Source organism: Sphingomonas sp. BL-S-30, assembly GCF_055521475.1.
Genome location: NZ_CM145481.1, coordinates 3,593,857 through 3,613,836 on the forward strand (window position 1 = coordinate 3,593,857; position 19,980 = coordinate 3,613,836).

Genomic DNA, 19,980 nt, shown 5'->3' on the forward strand with positions numbered 1-19,980 from the left:
GTCCGGAGACTGCCGCACCGCATCGGGGAGACCCGCCATCTATAGCGCAACCGATCCCGCCGCATCATCGACGACCGGCCACCATTATCTGGCGGACTGGATGGATCAGTGCGGGGTCAGCCACTTCTTTCACATGCCCCTGCTCGCTCCGCGGGCGATCAAGGCGATGAGCGCGAAGGGCGTGCAGCCGATCGCGGCGCATTCCGAAGCCGCGGCGGCCTATATGGCGGACGGCTATGCGCGGGCATCGGGTCGGCTCGGCGTGTGCGGCGCGCAGGCGATCGGCGCCGCGAATCTCGCCGCAGGGCTTCTCGACGCGCTGATGGCCCATGCGCCGGTACTGGCGATCACCGGCGGCGGGCTTCCGCATACGCGGGAGCGCAATTTCTACCAGGAAGTCGACCAGAGACCGGTATTCGCCGGGCTGACCCGGTTCGCCGCGCGGGTCGAGTCCGTCTCGCGCCTGCCCGATCTGCTCAACCAGGCGACGCGCGCGGCCACCAGCGGCCCTCCCGGCCCGGTCCATCTCGAACTGGGCGGCTTCATGGGCGGCATGCTCGACGACGAAGTCTCGTCGCCGCACCGCCCCGAGCCGCACGGCGCCGCCGCGCCCTGGCTGCGCGCGCCGGCCGATCCGGCCGCGGTGTCACGCGCCGCGGCCCGGCTGAAAGCCGCCGCACGGCCGATCGTCATCGCGGGCTCCGGAATCCGGTCAAGCGGTGCGGGCGGCCGGCTGCGCAATTTCGTCGAGCAATGGCAGATGCCGCTGGCGACCTCGCTCGATGCGAAAGCGGCGCTGCCCGACGGGCACCCGTTGAATGCCGGGGTAACGGGCAATTATGCGCGCGACACCGCCAACCGCGCGGTCGCGGAGGCCGACCTGATCCTGTTCGTCGGCTCCACCACCGGCAGCATGGTGACCAGCGACTGGCAGGTCGCGCGTCCCGGCATCCCGGCGATCCAGATCGATGTCGATCCGCGCGAACTGGGTCGAAATTTCCCGCTCGAGGTGGCGCTGGCGGGCGATCCGGCGACGGTTCTGGACCAGCTGGCGCTACATGCCGAAGGCGGGGCGCCGGAGCCCTGGCGCGCGCGGATCACCGCCCTCAAGCGCGAATGGGCCGAGGCCGCCGCACCCGGCGAACGATCCGACGCCGTGCCGATCGTGCCGCAACGCCTGTGCCGCGATCTTTCGGAGGCGCTGCCCGACGGTGCGCTCGTGGTGGTCGATACCGGCCATTCGGGCGTGTGGGCAGCGCGCAACCTGTATCTCGACCGGCCCGGCCAGGGCCTGTTGCGCGCGTGCGGGTCGCTGGGCTGGTCCTATCCCGCATCGCTCGGCGCGAAATGCGCCGCGCCGGAACGGCCGGTGATCTGCTTCAACGGCGACGGCGCGTTCCTCTACCATCTTGCCGAGATGGAGACGGCGATGCGATACGGCATCGCCACGGTGACGGTGGTCAACAACAACAATGCCTATAGCCAGGAGAAGCCGGTGTGGCACGAGAGCGCCGCGCTGGACGAGAACTGGCGCTTCACCCCGGTCAGCTATGCGCGCGCGGCAGAGGCATTCGGATGCAAGGCCTATCAGGTCGAAAAACCGGGCGACCTCGCCACCGCGCTCCGCTCCGCGCTGGCCGAGCACGGGCCGACCATCGTCGAGGTGATGACCGACGACCAGATCACCGCGCCGCCGCCATGGCGGCCCGCAACGCGAGGCTGAAGCCATGAGCCGATTCCCCTATCCCGACCCCGAGACGCTGTCGGAACAGAAGCGCCACGTCTTGACGGGCGTGGAAGGGAGGGTGCTCAACGTCTCGCGCATGGCGATGCATGCGCCCGACGCGCTGTGGCTGGCACAGCGCCGGCTGGGCCGGGCGGTGGTGTTCGACTCGACACTCGACGAGCGCCTGCGCGAGATGCTGATCCTGCGCGTCGCCTATCTGTCGAACTCGGATTATGAACTGTTCCATCATCTGAGCATCGCGGAGAATCTCGGTGTCACCGCCGCCCAGCGCGACGCCATGCGCAGTGGCGATTTCTCCGGCCTGACCGACCGGGAGGCCGCGCTCGCGACGTTCGTCACCGAGGTGGTGCGCGACGTGTCGCCGTCCGACGCGAGCCTGGCCCGCGCGCGCGAGTTCTTTCCGACCGAACAGCTGTTCGAAATGGTCGTGCTGTGCGGGGGCTATATGCTGACCGCGCGCATGGCCGCGCTCGGCGGCGTCGAACCCGACGAGACCGCCGTCGCGAGCTGGAAAAGCTAGAGGAATCACCTCTCCCCGTTCGCCCTGAGCTTGTCGAAGGGCTGTCCTTTCTTCCGAGGAAGAGAAGAGCGGGGCTTCGACAACCCCGGATCAAGTCCGGGGCCGAACGGGGGTGGTGGATGAAAGCGACCAGCGCTGCTCTAGAGCAGCGTGCGTAAAATCAGAACCGTTCGTCCTGAGTAGGGGCTGAGCTTGTCGAAGACCCGTATCGAAGGACAGGTGTGGCGCGTGACGCTTGTCCTTCGATACGCCATTTCGACAAGCTCAATGGCTACTCAGGACGAACGGCTGTGGTTCAGATTTACCGCTCGATGCTTTAGCCTTTCCAGTCACCCTCGCCCAATGGCGGACGCACGATCGTCGGGGCATGGAAAACCGGTGTCGCGATCCCTTCCATCCGCGCCTTGATCTGGATCGCCAGGTGCAGCGAGTGGATCCGCGACTGGATGAGATTGCCGCCGTGAAACCATAGCCCCTCCTGCGCGGTCGGCTTCCACATGTTGCGCAACTCGCCCTCCCAGGGCCCGGGATCCATCGCCGTATCAGAGCCGAGCCCCCAGCATGGGCCGATCGCCTCGGCGACTTCCGGAGAGATCAGCATCGCCGCCCAGCCGCTCATCGGCCCATAGCCGGTCGCATAGACGATCACGTCCGCGGGCAGGGCCTCCCCGCTCGAGAGCACGACCTGATTGGGCTCGATCCGTTCCACGCCGACATTGCTGCGAACCTTGATCTCCCCATCCGCGATCAGATCCGACGCGCCGACGTCGATATAATAGCCCGAGGCCCGGCGCGGATATTTGCCGCCGATCGCCGTCTCGTCCTCGCCGAAATCGATCAGGAAGCCGCTGGCGCGAAGGCGGTCGTAAAAGGCCGCATCCCATTCCTGGATCGCCCGGCAATTCGCCCGGTCGAGCGGCTCGCGCGCACGAAAGGGCAGCGAGCTGACGAGCAGGTCGGCATCGTCGGTCGTCATGCCGGATTCGACCGCGTCCTCCGAAAAATAGCCGCGGTCCTGCAACACGCGCAGCGACGACGCCTTGATCACCGTGGTCGGCGACCGCTGGATCATCGTCACGTCCGCCGCATTTTCCCACAGATCGGCGGCGATATCATGAGCGGAATTGTTGGCGCCGATCACGACCGCGCGCTTGCCGGCGAACTGCGCCCCCCCGGGATGGTCGCTCGAATGGAACTGAATCCCCTGAAAGCTTTCCGCGCCGGGAATGGCGGGCACCGCCTTGATGCCCGAGAGGCCGGTCGCCAGGACCAACTGGCGCGGATGCAGCGTGATCGTCTCACCCCTGCGCTCGACCGTCACGTCCCAGCACCGGTCGCGCGCGTTGAAAGCCGCCGAGCGGCAAATGGTCGCATTCCAGATGTCGAGTTCCATGATCTTCGCATAGGCCTCGAGCCAGTCGCCCATCTTGTCCTTGGGCGTGTAGACCGGCCAGTGATCGGGAAACGGCAGATAGGGCAGATGGTCGATCCACACCGGATCGTGCAGGCACAGCGACTTGTAGCGGCTGCGCCAGGAATCGCCGGGCCTGTCGAGTGCGTCGATGACCAGTGCGGGCACGCCGATGCGCTTCATCCGCGCCGCCAGCGCCAGGCCGCCCTGCCCGCCCCCGACGATCAGGCAATAGGGCTGGACCGAATGGCCAAGCGTCGCTGCGACCTCCTCGCGCTCGTCGCTCCAGGTGCGGCGCTCCTTCAGCGCACTGTGCACGGCACCTTCCACCCGGCGGCGCCCCGCCGGCTCCTCGAAGCCCTTGAGCGCAAGCCCCGAGGTCAGCAATGTCCAGCAGCCACCGGCACGCAGGCGGACATAGGCCCGCCCGCGGATCGCACGGGTCTCGAAGTCGAACCAGCCTTCGACCTGCCCGTCGCCCGAAGCGGCCTGACGCACCGCGGAGATCGAGATCGGCCCGACATGACCAGCCTGGCTGCGGACGAGCGCGGCGACGCCATCCGGCTTTTCCACCGTCACGATGTTCCAGGAAAACGCGACCAGATCGCGCCAATAGCTTTCCTCTTCGGAGAACAATGCGGCGACTGCGTCGGCATCGCCCGCGTTGAACGCCTCGACAAAAGCCGCCGTCCAATCCTGAAGCGCCGTACCGTTCGTCACATCCACACCGATCCCCTCCCCACGTGCCCCACTCATCCCAGTCCGCGCGACGGGCAAAGCCGCCCGGCAACGCCCTGACGATACGGGCCTTGCAGGGGCGTTATCGCACTGGAGATGCGCTGCATAATCGCGCTGCGGCATTGTCCAGACGCATGGCGAATAGCGCCCTTTCATGCCGGCGATACCCGCCAGGCAGGGTAGTATGACTAATCATCATCAAACCCGTGTTCCGGGCAATTTAAGCGTTGCTTATCAGTACGTTCGCTCATCAGCATTACATAATGTACGGAAGTCGCCCTGTTGCCGACGCGCCGGTTATGCCCATAGACGTCGCTGCGTACTGCCGAGGCGGGCCGGATGATTTCGACCTCGATCGGTTTCGACAGGAGAATGTCATGACGGTGCAGACCACCGCTTCGCTCGACCAGGCTTCGCAGCCCCTGGCGCTGGACGCCGCGGCCATCCATCCGCTGTTCGGCGCCCGTGTCGAGGGGATCGACCTCTCCGCGCCGCTGGCGCCCGAACAGATCGACCAGGTCCGCGCCGCGATGGACCATTATGGCGTCCTTGTGTTCCCGGACCAGAGCCTCACCGATGAACAGCAGGCCGATTTCGCGCGCCAGTTCGGCACGATCGAGGCCACCCCGACGCTGGTCGACCAGGAGCGGCGGCGGCTGCCGAACATGCAGATCAACGACATCTCGAACCTGGGTGCCGATGGCCAGATCCTGGCAGCGGACGACCGCCGACGCATGTTCAATCTGGGCAATCTGCTGTGGCATAGCGACAGCAGCTTCAAGCCGACGCCGGCCTATTGGTCGATGCTGCATGCGCGCGTCATTCCGCCGCGGGGCGGCGAGACCGAATATATCGATACCCGCGTCGCCTGGGACTATCTGCCTGAAAATCTGAAGGCGCTGACCCGCGATCTGGTCGCCGAACATTCGCTGATCTTCTCGCGCGCGCAACTCGGCTTCGACGAATTCAGCCCGTTGGAAATGGAACGGTGCGCGCCGGTTCCGCAGCGGCTCGTGCGGTATCACGCCGAATCGGGGCGCCTGGCCTTGTATCTGTCGGCCCATATCGGGCGCATCCGGGGCTGGGAGACGCCCGAGGCGACAGCCCTGATCCGTGAGCTGACCGAACATGCGACGCAGCGCCACTTCGTCTATACGCATCGCTGGCGCGTCAACGACCTGGTAATCTGGGACAATCGCTGCACGATGCACCGCGGCATGCGCTATGACGACAAGGTCTTCCCGCGCGATCTGCGGCGCGTGACGCTCGAGGATGTCGGCCCGACCCTGGAACAGGCTGCCGCCTGATACTCCCGCACAGGATATCGATCATCGTGAATCACCCTACCGTGACCGAGGCCCTGGTCGCGCGCCTGAGCGAGCGTGGCGTCACCCGCATGTTCGGCGTGCCGGGGGGCGAGTGCAATCTCGACTTCATTGCCGCCGCCGAGGCGGCAGGCATGAAATTCATACTGACGCGCACCGAGACCGCCGCCGCGATCATGGCGTGCGTCACGGCGGAACTCACCGGTACGCCGGGTGTCGCGATGACGACGCGCGGGCCCGGCCTCGCCGCTGCCGCGAACGGCGTCGCCTATGCCGATCTCGATCGCGTGCCGCTGCTGCTCATCGCGGACGGCTATGAGGACGGGCAGGCCTATATCAGCCACCAGCGCATCGACCAGCCCGCGCTGCTGGCGCCGATGCTGCGCGCGTCTTCCGATCTGCGCGGTGCGGACCCGCTGGCCGAACTCGAGCGCCTGCTCGGCGCCATCGAGGAGCACCCCCACGGCCCCGCCTATCTCGAGGTCGCCGGCTCCTTCATCCGTCGTCCGGCAAGCCCGCCGCCACCGGCCATGCCGCCCGCGCCCTTTGCGGATCTGGACGACGCGGCGGTCGCGCGGGCACGCGAATTGCTCGGCGACGCCCGGCGCCCGATTCTGATCGCCGGGCTCCAGGCCAGGTCGAGCGCGGCCGGCAACGCGCTGCGCGCCTTCGCCGCCGCCTCGGGCTGTCCGGTGCTGACCACGTACAAGGCAAAGGGCGTGGTGTCCGAACACACGCCGCTCGGCCTCGGCCTTTACGCCGGCGGCGTCGCCGAGGAACCGCTGATCCGCGCGGCCGACCTGATCCTGCTCTATGGATTCGATCCCGTCGAAGGCCCGCCTCAGCCGTGGCGCTATGCCGGCATCCCGACGATCGAGCTGACCGAACACCCGCACGCGCACATACTGGTCGACAGCGACGTGACCCTGATCGGCGACCTGCCGACGGGCCTCGCCGCGCTTGCCGACGCGATGCCGGCACCGGGCTGGAGCGCCGAGGAGCTGGCGACCGCCAAGCAGCGACTCTGGTCGGCCGCGCGAACGCCGACCGGGCCGGGCATCGCGCCGTCGCAGCTGGTCGACGCGGCCATCGCCGCGCTGCCCGCGGACAGCCGCATCACGATCGATGCCGGCGCGCATATGCTCCCGGTGCTGCACCTGTGGCAGTCGCCCGGCCCGAACCTGTCGCTGATCTCGCGCGGGCTCTCCACCATGGGGTTCGCCCTGCCCGCCGCGATCGCGGCGAGCCTGGTCGAGCCGGAGAGGACCACCATCGCCTTCACCGGCGACGGCGGTCTGATGATGTGCCTGGGCGAACTGGGCACGGCCATTCAGGCAGGCGCGACACCGATCGTCGTCCTGTTCAACGATTCGTCGCTGACCCTGATCGGCGAGAAGCAGAAACGACGCCAGCTCGCGACGGCGGGCGTGGATTTCTCCTCCACCGATTTCGCCCGGATCGCCGCCGGCTTCGGCTGGGCCGCGACCCGCGTCGAGCGCGTCGAGGACCTTGACGCCGCCTTCGCCGCGGCGCTGGCCGCGCAAGGCCCCGCGCTGATCGACGTGGTCATCGACCCGGGCCAGTATGAGGCTCAGATCACCGCGATCCGCGGCTGAAGCTCACCCGGCCAGATAACCGCCATCGACCGGCAGGACCACACCGGTGATGAAGCGCGCCGCGTCCGAGGCGAGGAACACCGCCGCGCCACCGACATCCTCGGGGTCGCCGATCCGCTTCTGCGGCGTACGCGCCATGATCGCCGCCTCGCGCGCCGGGGTCTTTTCCGAATCCGGGACAAGCGCGGATTCGACGAACCCCGGCGCGATCGCGTTGACGCGGATTCCGTCCGGCCCCCATTCGACCGCCAGCGCCTTGGTCAGCTGCATGACCGCGCCCTTGGACGCGGCATAGGCGGCCGCATTGCCGGCGGCGACGAACGAGCGGATCGAGGCGAGGTTGATGACCGCGCCCCGGTTTTCGCGCAGCTGGGCGTGAAAGGCCCGGCACAGGTTGAACGGCCCGGTGACGTTGACCGCCAGCGTGCGCGCCCAGTTCCGCGGCGCGTCGGCATCGGTGATCCGGCCCGGCACGATGACCCCCGCATTGTTGACCAGGATCGCCAGTGAGCCGACTTCGCGGGCGAGCGCCTCGCATGCCGCCTCATCCGACACGTCGAGTTGCCGTCCCGTCGCCCCCCGGCCGATCTCCGCCGCCGCCCGCTCCGCCTCCGCACCGTCCAGATCGACCAGGACCACCCTGGCCCCGGCTTCGGCCAGCGCCGACGCGATGGCGCGCCCGATACCCCGCGCTGCGCCGGTGACCAGCGCGACCCGCCCCTCCAGAACCATGTAAATCTCCCCAATCTGGCTTCTTGTTACCGGTATCGAATTCGGTTAGGCGCGGCAAGCGCGTGGCTGCGGCTTGTGCAAAACTACCAGTATCGGGAGCCAATCGATGAGCAACGACATGTACGAACGCGGCCTCGCGCTGCGCAAGGAAGTCCTCGGCGCCGACTATGTCGAGCGATCCTTCGCCAATGCCGATGACTTCAGCCGCCCGATCCAGGACATGTCGACCGAATATTGCTGGGGTAAGGTGTGGAGCCGCGAAGGCCTGTCGCGCCGCGACCGCAGCCTGCTCAACCTCGGCATGATCAGCGCGCTCAACCGGCCGCACGAACTGAAGCTGCACGTCAAGGCGGCGCTGACCAACGGGCTTACTCGCGACGAGATCCGCGAGATCCTGCTGCAGGTCGCGGTCTATTGCGGCATGCCCGCCGGGCTCGACTCGACACGTATCGCCCGCGAGGCCTTTGCCGAGGTGGATGCCGGCAAATAGCCTGCATCCGTCCGGCGCTACGGCAATCTCGGCTTCACCGCCGTGGTGAGGCGCACCCGCCAGATGTCTCCCTTCAGCGCTTCGGTGATATAGAGATATCCGTCGTGCACGGTCACGTTGGTGGTGCCCTTGCCGGCTTCGGGCGGCAGTTCGACCCGGCCGAGATAGCGCCCGGTCGGCCCGGCCACGCCGATCGCGCCGTCGCCGAAATTGGCCCACCACAGCCGCCCCTCGGCATCGGTGGTCATCCCGTCCGGGCCCACGCCGCCTTCGGTGCGCAGATAGGTCCAGCTGGTGAGATAGGGCGCCGGCTTGTTCGCCGGCGGCAGCACGATGATGCTCTTGTCTGCATAGAGCCCGACGAACAGCCGCGTCCCGTCAGGCGACAGCGCGATCCCGTTGGGGAAGGGCAGATGATCGGCCAGGATGCGCGGCTCGCTCTTCTCGCCCGGCGGAAGATAGATCACCATGCCATCGGGCTCGAGCCGCGTCGCCGTGACGCGCGCGGTCATGTAGAGCCCGCCATCGCCGTCGAAGACGAGATCATTGGCGCCGACGATCGGCTTGCCCTCGACCACCGCGGCCCGCACCGTGAGCGTTCTGGTGCGCGGATCGAAGATCAGCAGCCCGCGCTGCGCATCGGCGACGAACAGACGGCCATCGGGGTGGAAACGCGATCCGTTCGCCTGCCCCTCGGTCTTCGCGACCGTCCGGCATTGGCCGTCGACGACCTGCAGGATGGCGCCGCCGCGATAGTCGACCGTCCACAGCGTCCCGTCGCGATCGAAATTCGGCCCTTCGACGAACACGCCGCACTGCGCGACGCGCTCTACCCGGCACGCGCCGCACAGGGATGCCAGGCCGTTCAGCGTGTCCGACCCGTCTGCGGCGGCGGCGTGCCCCGCGGCAAGCATCGTCGCCATGGCGACCATCTTCCTAGCGACACCCGTCCCCATCCATCCTCTCCTCCCGATTGGCTAGATACCGGTATCAGTCTCCATGTGAGGTAGCAAATGCCCGATCGGCATGATCAAGCACTGGCGCGATGCACGATCTCGAAACCCAGGTCGACGGAGCTGATCGGCAGTTCCTCCTGCCCGACGCGCGCGAGCAGCATCTTCGCGCTGCGCTGCCCGATCTCGTACCGCGGCAGGCGCAGGGCTGTGATCGCCGGGTTGACGAAGCGCATCAGATCGAGGTCATCGAAGCTCGCCAGGGCCAGTCGGCCAGGTACCTTCCAGCCACGCCGGTCGCAATCGAACAGCGCGCCGACGGCCAGCACGTCTCCGGCGCAGAACAGGGCATCGGTATCGGGCATGCTGCGCTGAACATATTCGACGGCCTCGGCACCCCCGACGAATCCGCGCGATACGGCGATGGTCAGGCGCGGATCGAAGGGCCGCCCCAATTCCTCCAGCGCGTCGCGAAACCCGAGTTCGCGCTCGGTCGCGCGCGGATTGTGCGCCAACCCGGCGAAGACGATCCGGCGATATCCCAGCCGCGCGAGATGCAGGGTCATCGCCTTGGAGGCGGCGCGGTTCGAATAGCTGACGACCATGTCGATCGGTTCGGCGGGGATGTCGCCGCTTTCGACGACCGGCACACCCGCCGCGCGAATCATGCGCGCCGCGGTGGCGCTGTGCCGGGTACCGTGCAACACCAGGCCCGCCACGCGCTGCGCGAGGAAAGTCGCGATGACTCGCTCTTCCTCTTCCGCATCATCGCCGCTTTCGGCCACCATCAGCTGGAAACCGGCCGGCCGCAGCACGTCCGAAATGCCCTTCATGGTTTGCGCGAAGATCGAGTTCTCGAGGCTCGGCAGCACTAGCCCGACGATGGTCGAACGGCTCGACGACAGGCTGCGCGCAACGTGATTGTGCACGTATCCGAGGTCGGCAACGGCCTTCTCCACCCTCGTGCGCAAGGCTTCCGTCACCATGTCCGGCTTGTTGAGCGCGCGCGACACGGTCATGCGGGAAACCCCCGCGCGCGCGGCGACTTCGCGCATGCGCACTCCGGTTATCATAGGCGATTTGCTGGCTGGCACGCCAAAGCTCCTGCACTGATCGCGCGACACTAGCAATCGACGATCCGTGCGGTCCAGCGCCGATACGATACGGCTTGTCACGCCATTCCCCTGCCTCTAGAGGCTTGATACCGGTAACTAGATCAGCAGGCGGGAATGGGGACGGCTTCGGGGGCCATATCGCGGTGGGTCGCGGCGACATCGTTCGACGATCTCCCGACGGACGTCGTCGCCAGCACGCGACTGCGCGTGCTCGATGTCATTGGTTTGTCGATCGCGGGCGGGCAGACACCGTTCGGTGCCTCGGTGCGCGCCTCGGCATCGCTCTATCCGGGCGACGAGGCACGGCTATGGGGAAGCGCGGTCAGGGCGAGCGTCGCCGGGGCGGCTTTCGTCAACGGCGCGCTGTCCCAGGCGCTCGAATATGACGACACGCACAATGAATCGATCGTGCATATGAGCAGTCCGTCGGTCGCTTCAGCGCTCGCGCTGGGCGAAAGGCTCGGCAGCAGCGGCCGGGACGCCATCGTCGCCGTCGCGATCGGCAACGAGATCAGCGCGCGCGTCGGCAGCGTCACGCCGCAGCAATTCCACAAGCGCGGCTTCCACCCTTCCGGCCTGTTCGCGCCGTTCGGCGTCTGCTGGCTCGCCGGCCGTCTGCTCGGGCTCGACACGGCGCAAATGGCGAACGCGGCAGGGATTACCGGCAGTTTCGCCGCGGGCCTGATCCAGTGCTGGGTGGATGGGACGCAATCAAAATTCCTTCACCCCGGCTGGGCCGCGCAGAGCGGCATCGCCGCGGCAGTGCTTGGCCAGAACGGCGTGACCGGGCCCGCGGAGATATTCGAAGGCCGGTTCGGCCTGTTCGCCTCGCATCTTCAGGACCCGGACAGCGCGCCGGCGTTCGGGCGGCTGACCGACGGGCTCGGCACGCGCTGGGACAGTCGCGACGCCTCGTTCAAGCCCTATCCGGTCGCGCATGTCATCCATCCCTATATCACCGCCGCGCTGCGCCTGCGCGAGCGGCACGCGCTGGCGCCCGACGATATCGCGCGCGTGATCTGCCCCGTCGCGCCCTATATCGTCGGCATCGTGTGCGAGCCCGCCGCGGAGAAGCGCCGCCCGCTGACCGATTCGCACGGCCGGGTCAGCCTGCCCTACACCATCGCCGAGGCGCTGGTACTGGGGCGCATCGGCAAGCAGGCCTATGCTCCCGCGTCGCTCCGCGACCCCGCGATCCTCGCGCTGACCGACCGCGTCGAGGTCGTGGTCGATCCGGCGATGCCCGGCAGCCAGCAATTCAAGGGAGTGGTCGTGATCGAAACCCGCGACGGCCGTCGACTGGAGGAAGTGGAGGAGCATAATCGCGGATCGGCTCGCAACCCGATGACCGACGCGGAGATCGAAGCCAAGTTTCGCGAGAATGTCGATGGCGTGCTGGACGACGCCCAGGCCGGCCGCATCGTCGACGCCGTGATGCAATTGGACCAGGTCGACAGCGTCTCGGCGATCACCGCGCTGACGGTGCCCGCATGACCGGGCGGTCGCTCGCGGGACGCACCGCGCTCGTCACCGGATCGCTCGGCGGCCTCGGCCTCGCCATGGTGCGCGGCCTCGCCTCGGCCGGCGCGACGATCGTCCTTTCCGGCATCGAACCGGCGGCCGAGGCGGAGGACAGGCGCGCCGCGCTGGCCGCGGAATTCGCCGTCGAGGCGCGGTATCTCCAGGCCGATCTTGCCCGGTCGGAGGAAGTATGCTCGCTGATCGAACACGCCTCGGCGATCGGCCCGATCGACATCCTGATCAACAATGCCGTGGTGCGGCATTTCTCGCCGCTCTGCGACTTTCCGCTCGATCGCTGGAACGAAGCGCTGGCGGTGAACCTCACTGCCGCCCTCGTCGCTACTCAGCAGGTGCTCCCCTCGATGCGCGCGCGCAATTATGGGCGCATCTTCAACATGACCTCGGTCTACGGCTCGCGCGCGGTGGTCAACCGGATCGATTATGTGACGACCAAGACCGCGCTGCAAGGCATGACCCGCGCGGTCGCGCTCGAGGTCGCGGGAAGCGGCGTCAGCTGCCATGCGCTCACCCCGGGTTCGGTCCTGACCCCGATATGGGAGGAGCGGGTGACGCGGATGATGCAGGACGAGGGCATCGATCGCGGCACGGCGGAACGGCGCTTTCTGGAGGGCAAGCAGCCCAGCGGCCGGTTCGTCGCCGCGGAAAGCGTTTCGGCGCTCATGCTTCTGCTGTGCGGACCGGTCGGCGAGGACATGAACGGAGCGATTCTGCCGATCGAGGGCGGATGGCTGGCCCGGGCATGAGGGCTGCGACATGGAGAATGGAATGACGACGAGTTCAGTGCTTGGTTTCGTTGGTCTGGGCAGCATGGGCAGCGCGATGGCGCCGCGACTGGTTGCCGCCGGGCACGATGTCATCGGCTTCGACCGGACCGAGACGGCGTTGGCGACGTTCGTCGCGGCCGGCGGGCGGGGCGCGGAGTCGGTCGAGGCCGTTGCCGCGGGGGCGGATATCGTGTTCGTCAGCCTGCCCACGCCGCAGATAGTGCGGGACGTCGCCGTCTCGCTCGTCGCGGGTGCGCCGCGCATCGTCATCGACCTGTCGACGACTGGCCCGAAGATGGCGGCAGAGGTAGCGAACGAGCTGGCCGGAGCGAACATCGCCTGGGTCGACGCACCGGTGAGCGGCGGACGCGGCGGGGCGCTGGCGGGGCGGCTGTCGCTGATGGTGGCGTGCCCGCCCGGAATCTGGGATGAGGTGCGCCCGCTGCTCGACACGTTCGGCAAGACCTTCCATGTCGGCGACAAGCCGGGTCAGGCGCAGACGATGAAGCTGGTCAACAATTCCCTGTCGGTCGCCGCACTGGTCGCGACGTGCGAGGGCATGGCGATGGGCGTGAAGGCGGGCCTGGACCCGCATGTGATGCTCGACGTGCTCAATGCGTCGAGCGGCCGGAACAGCGCGACCACGGACAAGATGCCGCGCGCCGTGCTGCCGCGCAGCTTCGACTTCGGCTTCGCGACGCAATTGTCGCTGAAGGACATGAAGCTGTGCCTCGACGAGGCCGAGGCGATGGGCGTGCCGATGCTGATGGGCAATACCGCGCGCACCATGCTGACCATCACTCAGGCGCGATTCGGCGGCGACGCGGACTTCACCAACATGGCGCGCGTGGTCGAGGAATGGGCCGGCGTGGAGATCGATGGCAGGCAGGCGCGATGAGCACTGAATCGACCTTCGAAATCCATGCGGTCCGCTACGCCCATCATGATCGCAACGCTGCCGAGAATTTCCTCGGCGGCGATCCTCACGACCTGCCGATGCCGCTGGATTATTTCGTCTGGGCCGTCATCGGACCGCACAAGACCTATATCGTTGATACCGGGTTCGACATGGTCGCCAGCCGGACGCGACAGCGGCGCCTCGTCCGGCCGGTGGAAGAGGGGCTGAGGGCGATCGGGATCGATCACGCGGCGGTCACCGACATCATCATCTCGCACATGCATTTCGACCATGCCGGTAACCGCGAGCTGTTCCCGGCGGCGACCTATCACCTCCAGGACAGCGAAATGGCCTATTGCACCGGCCGGTGCATGTGCCACCCGATGCTCAACCATCCATTCGAGCCCGCCGACGTGCAATCCATGGTCGGGAAGGTGTTCGACGGGCGCGTCCGCTTCCATGACGGCGACAGCCAGATCGAGCCCGGGCTGACGGTCCACCGCGTCGGCGGCCATTCGCGCGGTCTGCAGATCGTGCGGGTGAAGACGAAGCGCGGCTGGGTGGTGATCGGGTCGGACGCGTCCCATTTCTACGCGAATTTCGAGCAGTATCGGCCGTTCCCGGTCGTCGACAGCGTGGCGGACATGCTCGCCGGCTATGATCGGATGCGGGAGCTCTCCACCACTATCCGCCACATCATTCCCGGCCATGATCCCCTGGTGCTGGATCGCTATCCGCGATCGCTGCCGGGCATCGCCGATATCGTGCGGCTCGACGAGACGCCGACCGACTATTGAGCGAGGGCTTGCCGGTGGACATCGACAGCACGACACCGCGGGGCTGGCGCCAGCTCGACCTGAACGACCCGCTCCTGACGCGCGTCGGGCCGATGTTCATCGCCGATTCCTTCGCCGGCGACGACAACGAGCCGGCCCGCTTCGCCATCCGGATCGAACCGCATCACTGCAATTTCGCCGGCACCTGCCATGGCGGAATGATCGCGACCATGCTCGACATATCGCTCGGCCGTGGCATGGCGGCGCTGACCGGAGGCGGCCACGCCCCGACCGTCACGCTCACCATCGATTTCATGCGGGCCGCGAACCTCGGCGACTGGCTCGAATCGCGGGTGCGGATCCTGCGCCGCACGCGCAGCATGGTGTTCTGCGACGTTCTGCTGATCGGCCCCGAAGGCGCCGTGGCCCGGGCCAATGCGGTGTTCAAGCTGCCGGGCCCGCCCCGCCCGTGACGAGTCAGCCGTGAAACCGGACCGTCTCTTCCAGCGCGGCGCGGCCGATCCGGTAGCCCGAGATAGGCGATGCCGGGTCGGGGTAGCCGAACGATATGCCGAACAGCAGCTTGAGATCGTCGCCGATGCCGAGCGCGCGGCGCACATCGGCGGCAAACATGCCGAGAAAGGTCTGCGGTATGCCCCCGAGCCCGTGCGCGACCAGCGACAGCAGCAGCGTCTGACCATACATGCCCAGGTCGCCCGCCGCCCGCACACTGTCTCCCACGACGGGCATGAACAGCAAGGCCACATGCGGCGCGTCGAAGAAGGTGAGATTGCGCGCGGCGCTGAACCGACGGTCGCCATGATTTTCGCGAGCGATCCCGAGCGCGGCGAAATAATCCGCTGCCTGCGCGTCACTGCGCTGTCCCGACGCGCCGGGATAATGTTTCCGGTCGAACGAGAAATCGGGCGAGAAGCGGCCTCGAGTGAACGCATCGAGCAGTACGGCCGAGAGGCGGTCGCGCGCCGCGCCCGAGACGATATGCGTTTCCCAGGGCTGGGTGTTGCAGTTCGAGGGGGCGAGCTGCGCGTCGGCGAGCACCTCGCGGATGATGCCGTCCGGCACAGGTTGCGGCAAAAAGGCCCGGACGGAGTGGCGCTTGCGCACCACCTCCCCAAAACTCGTCATCGGCTTGCCCTCCTTTGGGATTCACGTCGGATAGAATGAAAGGCGCGGCAATGAACGATCGTCCCATCGCCGTGGTGATCGGCGGCGCCAACGGCATCGGCGCGGCCTGTTGCCGGGTCATGCACGCGCGCGGCTGGGCCATCGTCATCGCCGACCGCGACATCGCCGCCGGCGAGACCCTGGCCGAGGCACTCGGCGGAACCGCACACACCCTCGACGTGACCGACATCGACGCGATCGAGGCACTCGCCGAGCGGATCGACCGGGATGTCGGTCCGGTAACCGCGCTGGTCGTGTCGTCGGGCATATTCCAGGCGAACGAGCCGATCGAACAATCGCCCGCCGACCTTTTCGACCGGATCATGGCGGTCAATCTGCGCGGCGCCTATCATGCCAACCGAGTCTTTGGCGCGCGCATGGCCGCGCGCGGACGCGGCAGCATCGTCAACATTGCCTCCGTCACCGGCCATGGCTCGACTCCGCTAAATATCTATGGCCCGGGCAAGGCGGCCATCATCAATCTGACCAGGAGCCTCGCCGGCGAATGGGGCCAGCGCGGCGTGCGCGTGAATTCGGTCTCGCCCGGCGTCACGCTCGTCCCGCGCATCGTCGAGCGCAAAAGATCGGGCGACCGTTATCCGCCCGATCTCGACGCCCGGATGGCGCTCGGCCGCTGCGTGGAGCCGGCCGAGGTCGCGGAGGTGGTGGAATTCCTCGCATCCGGGCGCGCCTCCGGCGTCACCGGTACCGATCTCGTCGTCGATTGCGGGTGGATGACGGGCAGCCTGTGGGCCGCCTATGGCGGGCTGCGCTAGCACCTGCCCCGCTATCCGGCGGCCGGCACGGTCAACCGCATCAGATCGTCGATCCCTGCGAGGTTCTCGACATCGTCGATCGCCGCGATCATCCGCGCGACCCGTTCCTCGCCCAGCACTGCGTCGCCGAGCAGGTGGACCTTGTGGCGCATCTCCGCGTCGGTCATCGGATAGTCGATCGATCCCTTGGGATAATCGACCTGACTTTCAGCCCGCGCGCCGCCCGAAGTTTCCGCGACCAGATGGCAGGATACGCCGCGCGGGAGCGTATCGTCGGGCACCACCTCGAGCAGATCCGACAGGCGCAGGATCTCGGCGTCGCCGAGCTTCTCGTTCTGATATTGGGGAAAGAACGCCGCGCCCTCGATCAGCGCCACCGCGACCGAATAGGGCAGGCTGACCTGCGCCTCGTGATAGGTCTGTGGTCGCGTGTTGAGATGATAGTTCGCCCAGGTCGGATGGCGGCGCATCGTCATCCTGGTGATCGCCGAGACCGGCTCGGTCAGCTGGCCCCGCACCGCCAGCGCGCAATCGATCGCGTTGTGGATCGGGCGGGCGCAGGAATAGGCCTTGTATTCGATGAAGATCGGAAAATCCGAGCCGAGATCCCGCGTCAGCGCGCCGATGTCGTGCGTGTCGCTGAACGCGCGGCAGAAGCCGCGTTCGCCCTCGAAGATCGTCGCGGTGCCGGTGAAGCCGAGTCTCGCCATCTGGGCGGCGGTGACTCCGTTGCGCGCCGCCGGGCCCGGGTTGAAGCGTTTCTGCATCGACGGCCCGTACATCTCCATCAGCCCCGACGCCTGCGCGCCCGCCATGCCGAGCGCCGATACGGTCTGCGCCTCGTCCAGCTTCATCAGCCGCGCGGCGGCGATCGTCGCGCCGAACACGCCGCAGGTCGGCGTGGTGTGATAGCCGCGGTCGCGCAGCGAGAAGTTGGTCGCGTTGCTGGCCCGCGCCATCATCTCGCACCCGGCGACGACCGCGGCGATAAACTCTTCCCCGCTCGATCGCTCACGCTCCGCCGCCGCCAGCGCCGCCGACACGACCGGCGGGCTGAAATGGAACAGCGCCAGGATGTCGACATCGTCGAGCTCGATCGAATGCGACGCGATGGCGTTGGCGAGGGCGGCATGGACCGCTGGAACGCGGGCACCGCTGCCGATGATCGTCGCCTCCGCACGACCGCCCACCTCCTCCGCGAACGCAGCCGACGCCCGGCCGCTGCCGGTCTGGCTGCCACCAAGCGCGACGCCCAGATAATCGCGCACCAGCGCCTTGCAGTCGGCGATGAGGCGTACCGGAATGTCGCTCACCTTCAGGTTCACGAAATGATGGGCTAGCGCCTCGGCGACCGTCTCACGCATTATTGTCCCCCTTTGATGACGTGAATGAAGCCGGCCGGTCAGGCCGGGATCGGATCGACATCGAGGCGCACCACGATGCCCTCCAGTTCGGGCGCGGCCGCCGGATAGCGTCGCATCACCAGCGGATCATGTCCCGGCACGATGTGATCGATGCTCGGCGCGAGCGCGCGCAGCCGGTCGAAAGCCGCCATCATGTCCCCGACGTTGAACGCGCGCGTGAAGGGCCGGTACTGGTCGAGATTCTCGTAAAAATGGGAGGCGTCGGACGCGACGACCACCCAGCCGCGCCGGGTATGGACCGTCACGAACTGCAGCCCGTCGGTATGCCCGCCGGTGCGATGCACGCGAATGCCGGGCGCGACCTCGCCCTCCCCGTCATAATGCACGACGCGCTGCGCGAAATTCAGCCGGATGATGTCGCAGACATCGTCGGGCTCATAACCATGCGAGATGCCGTGATACTGCATGTGGCGCCCGGCCACGAAGTGCATCTCGGGTTCCTGGATGTGGAATCGCGCGTTCGGGAATTTTTCGAAATTGCCCGCATGATCATAATGGAGATGCGTGACGATCACGTCGCGCACCTCGGTCGCGTCAATGCCGATCAGCGCCAGCGCCTCGACCGGGCAGCGCAGATAGTCCCGCTTGCGTTTTGCGCCCACCTCCGCGGTGAAGCCCATGTCGATCACGAAGCTCCGCTCGGCCCCGACCGCGACCCAGATGAAATAATCCATCGGCATCGGCGCATCATGCGGATCGCCGCCGATGAAGTGATCGCGCCGCCGCGCGGCCCGTGTGGCATAGCGCAGGGCGTAGAGGGCGTAGTCGGGCAACGCGCTCATCGGATCAGGCCGCGACCGGCTCGGGCGCGGGGACGAAGGCCCGCCCCTCCATGATCCGCCGCGCGGTGCGCCCAAGCGTCGCACGATGCACGATATGGGTCTGGCCGTCCCGCGCGATCACCGTCTCGGTCTCGATCACGCCCGCCGGGTGGCCGATCCGCACCTCGGTCGCATCGCGCCTGCGCGCAACTTCATGGACGATCGTCCCCGGCAGCCGGCTCGCCACGCCGGTGCAGACCGTGCTGGTGCCAGCATAGGTCTTGTGCGTCTGCTGCATGAACATCAGGCGGGAAACGAGGTCGACATCCTCCGCCGCAACCGCCTTCCCGGTCTGGTCGATGCGATAGGATTGCGGCGCGCCGACCATGCCGAGCAGCGGCGTCGCCGGGCTCTCGGCCGCCGAACGGGCGGGATCGGCGATCATCCCCATCCGGTGCGCCGCGACGCCCCGGATCGTCTCGAGCAGGCCGCGCAATTGCCCGTCGGCGTCGATCCGCGCCGCCGTCTCCGTGCCGGTCAGCCCGACATCGGACGCGCGAATGAAGACATGGGCGTTGCCGATATCGACCAGCGACGCCTCGATCGGACCGTGACCGGGGATATCGAGCCGGTCGACCGGATTGCCGGTCGGCAGCAGGCGCCCAGTCGCGCCGCCGGCCGTATCCGAAAAGTCGATCAGGATGCGCGCGCCGCTGCCGGGAACCCCGGGGACGACATAATCGCCCCTGACCACCGGATAGCCGTCCATGACCGGCACCTCGATCGTCAGCACGCGATGCAGGTTGGTGTTGAACACGCGCACCCTCGCGCAGGGCGCGGTCGCCGGCACCAGCCCTTCCTCGATCGCGAACAGGCCGACCGCTGCCGAGATGTTCCCGCACAGGCTGTGCCAGTCGATCTCCGGCCGTTCGATCTCGACCTGCCCGAAGGTGTAGGTCAGGTCCGTGCCCGGCACCCGGGGCGGGCCGATGATCGCGAGCTTGCTCGTCAGCGGGTCAGCGCCGGCGATGCCGTCGATCTGGCGCCGGTCGGGCGAGCCGAAGATGCCCAGGATCGCGCGCTCGCGCGCAACGGTATCCGTGGGCAGGTCGCCCTCCCTCACGAACACCGCGCGGCTGGTGCCGCCGCGCATCACCACGCACGGATAGGACAGCAGTTCGGGAGATGACGGCATCGCGATTCGCTT

General features: G+C 67.5%; 19 protein-coding genes. 11 read left to right on the forward strand and 8 right to left on the reverse strand.

Annotated elements, in window-relative coordinates; translation table 11 throughout:
- Positions 1–37 precede the first annotated feature (37 nt).
- Together ACZ1I5_RS16690 and ACZ1I5_RS16695 are read left to right on the forward strand one after the other, a co-directional pair.
- Positions 38–1,723: a thiamine pyrophosphate-binding protein gene (locus ACZ1I5_RS16690; protein ID WP_465173989.1), complete on the forward strand. Its 1,686-nt coding sequence runs from the start codon at positions 38–40 to the stop codon at positions 1,721–1,723.
- 4 nt (positions 1,724–1,727) lie between these two features.
- Positions 1,728–2,267, forward strand: a complete 540-nt coding sequence (locus ACZ1I5_RS16695) for a carboxymuconolactone decarboxylase family protein (protein ID WP_465170360.1) — start codon at positions 1,728–1,730, stop codon at positions 2,265–2,267.
- A gap of 316 nt (positions 2,268–2,583) precedes the next feature.
- On the opposite strand, the gene ACZ1I5_RS16700 is transcribed toward ACZ1I5_RS16695, so the two are convergent.
- A complete protein-coding gene (locus ACZ1I5_RS16700; protein WP_465170361.1) occupies positions 2,584–4,398 on the reverse strand; it encodes an NAD(P)/FAD-dependent oxidoreductase in 1,815 nt (604 codons plus the stop codon).
- Between the two features lie 395 nt (positions 4,399–4,793).
- Here ACZ1I5_RS16700 and ACZ1I5_RS16705 point away from each other — a divergent pair, with 395 nt between their 5' ends.
- Entirely contained in the window at positions 4,794–5,723 is a 930-nt protein-coding gene (locus tag ACZ1I5_RS16705; RefSeq protein WP_465170362.1) for a TauD/TfdA dioxygenase family protein, read from the forward strand.
- 26 nt (positions 5,724–5,749) lie between these two features.
- Positions 5,750–7,357 (forward strand): thiamine pyrophosphate-binding protein, encoded by a 1,608-nt coding sequence (locus ACZ1I5_RS16710; protein WP_465170363.1) that lies wholly within the window; start codon positions 5,750–5,752, stop codon positions 7,355–7,357.
- A 3-nt stretch (positions 7,358–7,360) separates the two neighbouring features.
- Here the strand turns inward: ACZ1I5_RS16710 and ACZ1I5_RS16715 are convergent, their stop codons facing one another.
- A complete protein-coding gene (locus tag ACZ1I5_RS16715) occupies positions 7,361–8,089 on the reverse strand; it encodes an SDR family NAD(P)-dependent oxidoreductase (protein ID WP_465170364.1) in 729 nt (242 codons plus the stop codon).
- A 106-nt stretch (positions 8,090–8,195) separates the two neighbouring features.
- Between ACZ1I5_RS16715 and ACZ1I5_RS16720 the strand changes: the two genes are divergently transcribed.
- On the forward strand, positions 8,196–8,579 hold the full coding sequence (locus ACZ1I5_RS16720) for a carboxymuconolactone decarboxylase family protein (protein WP_465170365.1): 384 nt from the start codon (positions 8,196–8,198) through the stop codon (positions 8,577–8,579).
- 17 nt (positions 8,580–8,596) lie between these two features.
- On the opposite strand, the gene ACZ1I5_RS16725 is transcribed toward ACZ1I5_RS16720, so the two are convergent.
- Both ACZ1I5_RS16725 and ACZ1I5_RS16730 read right to left on the reverse strand, forming a co-directional pair.
- Positions 8,597–9,535, reverse strand: coding sequence for an SMP-30/gluconolactonase/LRE family protein (locus ACZ1I5_RS16725; RefSeq protein ID WP_465170366.1), 939 nt, complete (start codon positions 9,533–9,535; stop codon positions 8,597–8,599).
- Positions 9,536–9,609: 74 nt separating this feature from the next.
- A complete protein-coding gene (locus tag ACZ1I5_RS16730; protein ID WP_465170367.1) occupies positions 9,610–10,587 on the reverse strand; it encodes a LacI family DNA-binding transcriptional regulator in 978 nt (325 codons plus the stop codon).
- 174 nt (positions 10,588–10,761) lie between these two features.
- Here ACZ1I5_RS16730 and ACZ1I5_RS16735 point away from each other — a divergent pair, with 174 nt between their 5' ends.
- The 5 genes from ACZ1I5_RS16735 to ACZ1I5_RS16755 are packed head-to-tail and all read left to right on the forward strand — an operon-like array spanning position 10,762 to position 15,100.
- Positions 10,762–12,141 (forward strand): MmgE/PrpD family protein, encoded by a 1,380-nt coding sequence (locus tag ACZ1I5_RS16735; protein ID WP_465170369.1) that lies wholly within the window; start codon positions 10,762–10,764, stop codon positions 12,139–12,141.
- Positions 12,138–12,932 (forward strand): SDR family NAD(P)-dependent oxidoreductase, encoded by a 795-nt coding sequence (locus ACZ1I5_RS16740; protein ID WP_465170370.1) that lies wholly within the window; start codon positions 12,138–12,140, stop codon positions 12,930–12,932. The genes ACZ1I5_RS16735 and ACZ1I5_RS16740 overlap by 4 nt, the downstream gene beginning before the upstream one ends.
- Positions 12,933–12,954: 22 nt before the next feature.
- Complete coding sequence (locus ACZ1I5_RS16745) at positions 12,955–13,851, forward strand: NAD(P)-dependent oxidoreductase (protein ID WP_465170371.1); 897 nt, start codon at positions 12,955–12,957, stop codon at positions 13,849–13,851.
- On the forward strand, positions 13,848–14,648 hold the full coding sequence (locus ACZ1I5_RS16750) for an N-acyl homoserine lactonase family protein (RefSeq protein WP_465170372.1): 801 nt from the start codon (positions 13,848–13,850) through the stop codon (positions 14,646–14,648). The genes ACZ1I5_RS16745 and ACZ1I5_RS16750 overlap by 4 nt, the downstream gene beginning before the upstream one ends.
- A gap of 14 nt (positions 14,649–14,662) precedes the next feature.
- Positions 14,663–15,100 (forward strand): PaaI family thioesterase, encoded by a 438-nt coding sequence (locus ACZ1I5_RS16755; RefSeq protein WP_465173990.1) that lies wholly within the window; start codon positions 14,663–14,665, stop codon positions 15,098–15,100.
- A gap of 4 nt (positions 15,101–15,104) precedes the next feature.
- On the opposite strand, the gene ACZ1I5_RS16760 is transcribed toward ACZ1I5_RS16755, so the two are convergent.
- Positions 15,105–15,773 (reverse strand): nitroreductase, encoded by a 669-nt coding sequence (locus ACZ1I5_RS16760; protein ID WP_465170373.1) that lies wholly within the window; start codon positions 15,771–15,773, stop codon positions 15,105–15,107.
- Between the two features lie 50 nt (positions 15,774–15,823).
- On the opposite strand from ACZ1I5_RS16760, the gene ACZ1I5_RS16765 reads away from it, so the two are divergent.
- Complete coding sequence (locus tag ACZ1I5_RS16765; protein ID WP_465170374.1) at positions 15,824–16,588, forward strand: SDR family NAD(P)-dependent oxidoreductase; 765 nt, start codon at positions 15,824–15,826, stop codon at positions 16,586–16,588.
- An 11-nt stretch (positions 16,589–16,599) separates the two neighbouring features.
- Here the strand turns inward: ACZ1I5_RS16765 and ACZ1I5_RS16770 are convergent, their stop codons facing one another.
- Genes ACZ1I5_RS16770 through ACZ1I5_RS16780 form a run of 3 tightly spaced genes read right to left on the reverse strand, consistent with a single transcriptional unit; the run spans position 16,600 to position 19,968 of the window.
- Entirely contained in the window at positions 16,600–17,952 is a 1,353-nt protein-coding gene (locus ACZ1I5_RS16770; RefSeq protein ID WP_465170375.1) for an MmgE/PrpD family protein, read from the reverse strand.
- Positions 17,953–17,990: 38 nt separating this feature from the next.
- The gene (locus tag ACZ1I5_RS16775; protein WP_465170376.1) at positions 17,991–18,794 is read right to left on the reverse strand and encodes an N-acyl homoserine lactonase family protein; all 804 of its coding nucleotides are present in this window, start codon (positions 18,792–18,794) and stop codon (positions 17,991–17,993) included.
- A gap of 4 nt (positions 18,795–18,798) precedes the next feature.
- Positions 18,799–19,968 carry a PrpF domain-containing protein gene (locus ACZ1I5_RS16780; RefSeq protein ID WP_465170377.1) on the reverse strand — a complete coding sequence of 390 codons (1,170 nt, stop codon included), beginning with the start codon at positions 19,966–19,968 and terminating at the stop codon, positions 18,799–18,801.
- Between the last annotated feature and the right edge of the window lie 12 nt (positions 19,969–19,980).